The 4,488-nt window shown below is 70.0% G+C and carries 4 protein-coding genes, 1 tRNA gene and 1 pseudogene; 4 read left to right on the forward strand and 2 right to left on the reverse strand.

Annotation, left to right across the window (positions count from 1 at the left end; genetic code table 11):
• Nucleotides 1-73: 73 nt before the first annotated feature.
• Complete coding sequence (locus ACFTZL_RS41485) at nt 74-1,132, forward strand: UDP-N-acetylmuramate dehydrogenase (protein WP_382594750.1); 1,059 nt, start codon at nt 74-76, stop codon at nt 1,130-1,132.
• A gap of 13 nt (nt 1,133-1,145) precedes the next feature.
• Here the strand turns inward: ACFTZL_RS41485 and ACFTZL_RS41490 are convergent, their stop codons facing one another.
• Nucleotides 1,146-2,177, reverse strand: coding sequence for an adenosine deaminase (locus tag ACFTZL_RS41490; protein WP_382594753.1), 1,032 nt, complete (start codon nt 2,175-2,177; stop codon nt 1,146-1,148).
• Nucleotides 2,178-2,310: 133 nt separating this feature from the next.
• Nucleotides 2,311-3,537: a pyridoxal phosphate-dependent aminotransferase gene (locus tag ACFTZL_RS41495; RefSeq protein WP_382594756.1), complete on the reverse strand. Its 1,227-nt coding sequence runs from the start codon at nt 3,535-3,537 to the stop codon at nt 2,311-2,313.
• A 306-nt stretch (nt 3,538-3,843) separates the two neighbouring features.
• Here ACFTZL_RS41495 and ACFTZL_RS41500 point away from each other — a divergent pair.
• The 3 genes and pseudogenes from ACFTZL_RS41500 to ACFTZL_RS41510 all read left to right on the forward strand — a co-directional run.
• Nucleotides 3,844-3,916 (forward strand) — tRNA-Trp (locus ACFTZL_RS41500).
• Between the two features lie 108 nt (nt 3,917-4,024).
• A complete protein-coding gene (gene secE / locus ACFTZL_RS41505; protein ID WP_382594759.1) occupies nt 4,025-4,309 on the forward strand; it encodes a preprotein translocase subunit SecE in 285 nt (94 codons plus the stop codon).
• A pseudogene (locus tag ACFTZL_RS41510) lies at nt 4,306-4,488 on the forward strand (transcription termination/antitermination protein NusG); the annotation flags it as partial. The gene secE and the pseudogene ACFTZL_RS41510, both read left to right, overlap by 4 nt.

A 4,488-nucleotide genomic window follows, 5' to 3' on the forward strand; every position in this document is an offset into this window, starting at 1 on the left:
GCCCACTTCCTTCCGAAGGGGCCGCACGCACGCGTGCCCGAGCCTGTCAGTGCCGTCTCGTACTCTTGAGCCCGTGCAGGAACTCCACGACGCCCCCCTCGCCCCGCTGACCACCTTCCGGCTGGGCGGCCCCGCGACCCGGCTGATCACCGCGACCACGGACGACGAGGTGATCGCCGCCGTCCGCGAAGCCGACGAGGCGGGCACCCCCCTGCTGCTCATCGGCGGCGGCTCGAACCTGGTCATCGGCGACAAGGGCTTCGAGGGCACCGCCCTCGTCATCGCCACCCAGGGCTTCTCCCTCGACGGCACGCGCCTGGAGCTGGCCGCCGGCGAGGTGTGGACCGACGCCGTCGCCCGCACGGTCGAGGCTGGCCTCGCCGGCGTCGAGTGCCTGGCCGGCATCCCCGGCTCGGCGGGCGCGACCCCCATCCAGAACGTCGGGGCGTACGGTCAGGAGGTCTCCTCGACGATCACCGAGGTCGTCGCGTACGACCGCCGGACCGGCGAGACGCTCACGCTGGCCAACGAGGACTGCGCCTTCTCCTACCGCCACAGCCGCTTCAAATCCGACCCGGAGCGCTTCGTGGTGCTGCGCGTGCGCTTCTCCCTGGAGGACGCCGGCGGCCTCTCCGCCCCCCTCCGGTACGCCGAGACGGCCCGCGCCCTCGGCGTCGAAGCGGGCGACCGCGTCCCCCTCGCATCCGCGCGGGACACGGTGCTCAAGCTGCGCGCCGGCAAGGGCATGGTCCTGGACGCCGACGACCACGACACCTGGTCGGCCGGCTCCTTCTTCACCAACCCAATCCTCACCGACACCGACTTCGCGACGTTCCGCGCGCGCGTGAAGCAGCGCCTGGGCGACGACGCCGAGCCCCCCGCCTACCCGGCGGGAGAGAGCCACACCAAGACCTCCGCCGCCTGGCTGATCGACAAGGCGGGCTTCACCAAGGGCTACGGCGACGGCCCCGCCCGCATCTCCACCAAGCACACCCTGGCCCTCACCAACCGGGGGAGTGCGACCACGGAGGACCTCCTCACCCTGGCCCGTGAGGTCGTGGCCGGTGTCCACGACGCCTTCGGGATCACGCTGGTCAACGAGCCGGTGACGGTCGGGGTCAGCCTCCAGTAGGAGAGGCCGGGTGTCACGACAGCAACCAGCTGTCCACCCCCGCCAGCAGCTTCTCCTTCACACCCTGCGGTGCCGCCGAACCACGTACCGACTGCCGGGCCACCTCCGCCAGCTCCGCATCCGTGAACCCGTGATGCTGCCGCGCGATCTCGTACTGCGCCGCCAGCCGGGACCCGAACAGCAGCGGGTCGTCCGCGCCCAGAGCCATCGGGACACCCGCCTCGAACAAGGTCCGCAGGGGTACGTCCTCCGGCTTCTCGTAGACACCGAGCGCCACGTTCGACGCCGGGCACACCTCACACGTCACGCCCCGGTCGGCCAGACGCTTCAGCAGCCGCGGGTCCTCCGCCGCCCGGACCCCGTGCCCCACCCGGTTCGCACCCAGGTCGTCCAGACAGTCCCGCACTGACGACGGCCCCGTCAGCTCGCCCCCGTGCGGCGCCGACAACAGCCCGGCCTCGCGCGCGATGCCGAACGCCCGGTCGAAGTCCCGTGCCATCCCCCGGCGTTCGTCGTTGGAGAGCCCGAAGCCCACCACGCCCCGGTCCGCGTACCGCACCGCCAGCCGGGCCAGGGTGCGCGCGTCCAGCGGGTGCTTCATCCGGTTCGCCGCGACCAGGACCCGCATACCGAGCCCCGTCTCACGCGACGTCGTCTCCACCGCGTCGAGGATGACCTCCAGCGCCGGGATCAGACCCCCCAGCCGCGGCGCGTACGACGTCGGGTCGACCTGGATCTCCAGCCACCCCGAGCCGTCCCGCACATCCTCCTCCGCGGCCTCCCGCACCAGCCGCTGGATGTCCTCCGGCTCCCGCAGACACGAGCGCGCCGCGTCGTACAGCCGCTGAAAGCGGAACCAGCCCCGCTCGTCCGTCGCCCGCAGTCTCGGCGGCTCCCCGCTGACCAGCGCCTCGGTCAGCGCGTCGGGCAGGCGCACCCCGTACTTGTCGGCCAGTTCCAGCACGGTCGAGGGCCGCATCGACCCGGTGAAGTGCAGGTGCAGATGGGCTTTCGGCAGTTCAGAGACATCACGTACACGCTCCATCCCAGGATCCTGCCGTATGCCTCAGCCGTCCCTCCAGCGTTTTCCCCGAACGTGGTCTTGCTCGCACGCGCACACGAGAAAGCGGGCCGCTCCCACAAGGGGAACGGCCCGCCGCGACTACTCACATGAGTGGTCAGTCCCTGGCCTCCGCCAGCAGCTTCTGGATCCGGCTCACGCCCTCGACGAGATCCTCGTCACCCAGCGCGTACGACAGCCGCAGGTATCCGGGCGTGCCGAACGCCTCGCCCGGCACCACCGCGACCTCGGACTCCTCCAGGATCAGCGCGGCCAGCTCGACCGTGTCCTTGGGCCGGCGCCCCCGGATCTCCTTGCCGACCAGCGCCTTCACCGACGGGTACGCGTAGAACGCGCCCTCCGGCTCCGGGCACACCACGCCGTCGATCTCGTTCAGCATCCGCACGATGGTCTTGCGGCGCCGGTCGAACGCCTCGCGCATCTTCGCGACGGCGTCCAGGTCACCCGAGACGGCGGCCAGCGCCGCCACCTGCGCCACGTTGGACACGTTCGACGTGGCGTGGGACTGCAGGTTCGTCGCGGCCTTGACCACGTCCTTCGGGCCGATGATCCACCCGACCCGCCAGCCGGTCATCGCGTACGTCTTCGCGACACCGTTGACCACGACGCACTTGTCGCGCAGCTCGGGCACCACGGCCGGCAGCGACACGGCGGACGCGTCGCCGTAGACCAGGTGCTCGTAGATCTCGTCGGTCAGCACCCACAGACCGTGCTCGGCGGCCCAGCGGCCGATCGCCTCGGTCTCGGTCTCGCTGTACACCGCGCCCGTCGGGTTGGAGGGCGACACGAAGAGGACCACCTTGGTCTTCTCCGTACGGGCCGCCTCAAGCTGCTCCACGGACACCCGGTAGCCGGTCGTCTCGTCGGCGACGACCTCCACCGGGACACCCCCGGCCAGCCGGATCGACTCCGGGTACGTCGTCCAGTACGGCGCGGGCACGATGACCTCGTCGCCCGGGTCGAGGATCGCGGCGAAGGCCTCGTAGATGGCCTGCTTGCCGCCGTTGGTGACGAGGATCTGCGAGACGTCGGGCTCGTAGCCCGAGTCGCGCAGCGTCTTCGCGGCGATCGCGGCCTTCAGCTCGGGCAGACCACCGGCCGGCGTGTAGCGGTGGAACTTCGGGTTCTTGCAGGCCTCGATCGCGGCCTCGACGATGTAGTCCGGGGTCGGGAAGTCGGGCTCACCGGCGCCGAAGCCGATCACCGGCCGCCCGGCGGCCTTGAGGGCCTTGGCCTTGGCATCCACGGCGAGGGTGGCGGACTCGGAGATCGCGCCGACTCGGGCGGAGACCCGGCGCTCGGTGGGAGGGGTTGCAGGGCTCATGGGCCCCATCGTTTCAGACCGGAAACGCTCGCGGCACGGGGGTTTCACAGACTGAACAACGTCGGGCAAACCCCTGAACAACAGTACGGATCGACCGCCCGGCCTGGGCGATCTTCAGCCTCGGGCCCGCCGCCCGCCCCCGGTTCCCGGGGCGATCTCGCGCCAACAAGGCCTCCCGCGGGCCCTTTCTGTTCGACGACCGGCCGCAGAGCACGTACACTCTCACCTCGTTGGCCTTCAGCAGGCCGCGCCCGTTCGGTGCACACCACGCATCCGGATGGATGCGGTACGTTGGGGGACACACAAAGGGTCGTAGCTCAATTGGTAGAGCACTGGTCTCCAAAACCAGCGGTTGGGGGTTCAAGTCCCTCCGGCCCTGCTACACACTCCTTCGCCAGGATGTGTGCGCATGTACGTACAGCAATGCACCGCCGTGCGGCTCAGACCGGGCGCGGCACGGCCACGACCCGGAATCAGGTGAGGACGAGTGACGGACGCCGTGGGCTCCATCGACATGCCTGATGCCCAGGATGAGGCGCCGGAGTCCAAGAAGGCCCGCAAGGGCGGCAAGCGCGGCAAGAAGGGCCCGCTGAGGCGCCTGGCCCTCTTTTACCGCCAGATCGTCGCGGAGCTGCGCAAGGTCGTCTGGCCGTCGCGCAACCAGCTCACGACGTACACGACCGTGGTGATCATCTTCGTCGTCATCATGATCGGCCTGGTCACCGTGATTGACTATGGACTCAGCAACGCCGCCAAGTACGTGTTCGGCTGAGCAGCCCGCGAAGAGCGCCGAGGCACCCGGCGCTCCTTTCGCATGTTCCACCCCTATGTATCCAGGAAGAAGCAGCCACCGTGTCTGACCCGAACGTGAACGACGCCATCGAGCCTGTCGAGTCCGTCGAGGACGAGCTCGACACCGTCGAGGGCGCGGACAGCGAGGACACCGAGACC

It is taken from the genome of Streptomyces sp. NPDC056948 (assembly GCF_042674225.1).
GTDB lineage: Bacteria > Actinomycetota > Actinomycetes > Streptomycetales > Streptomycetaceae > Streptomyces > Streptomyces purpurascens.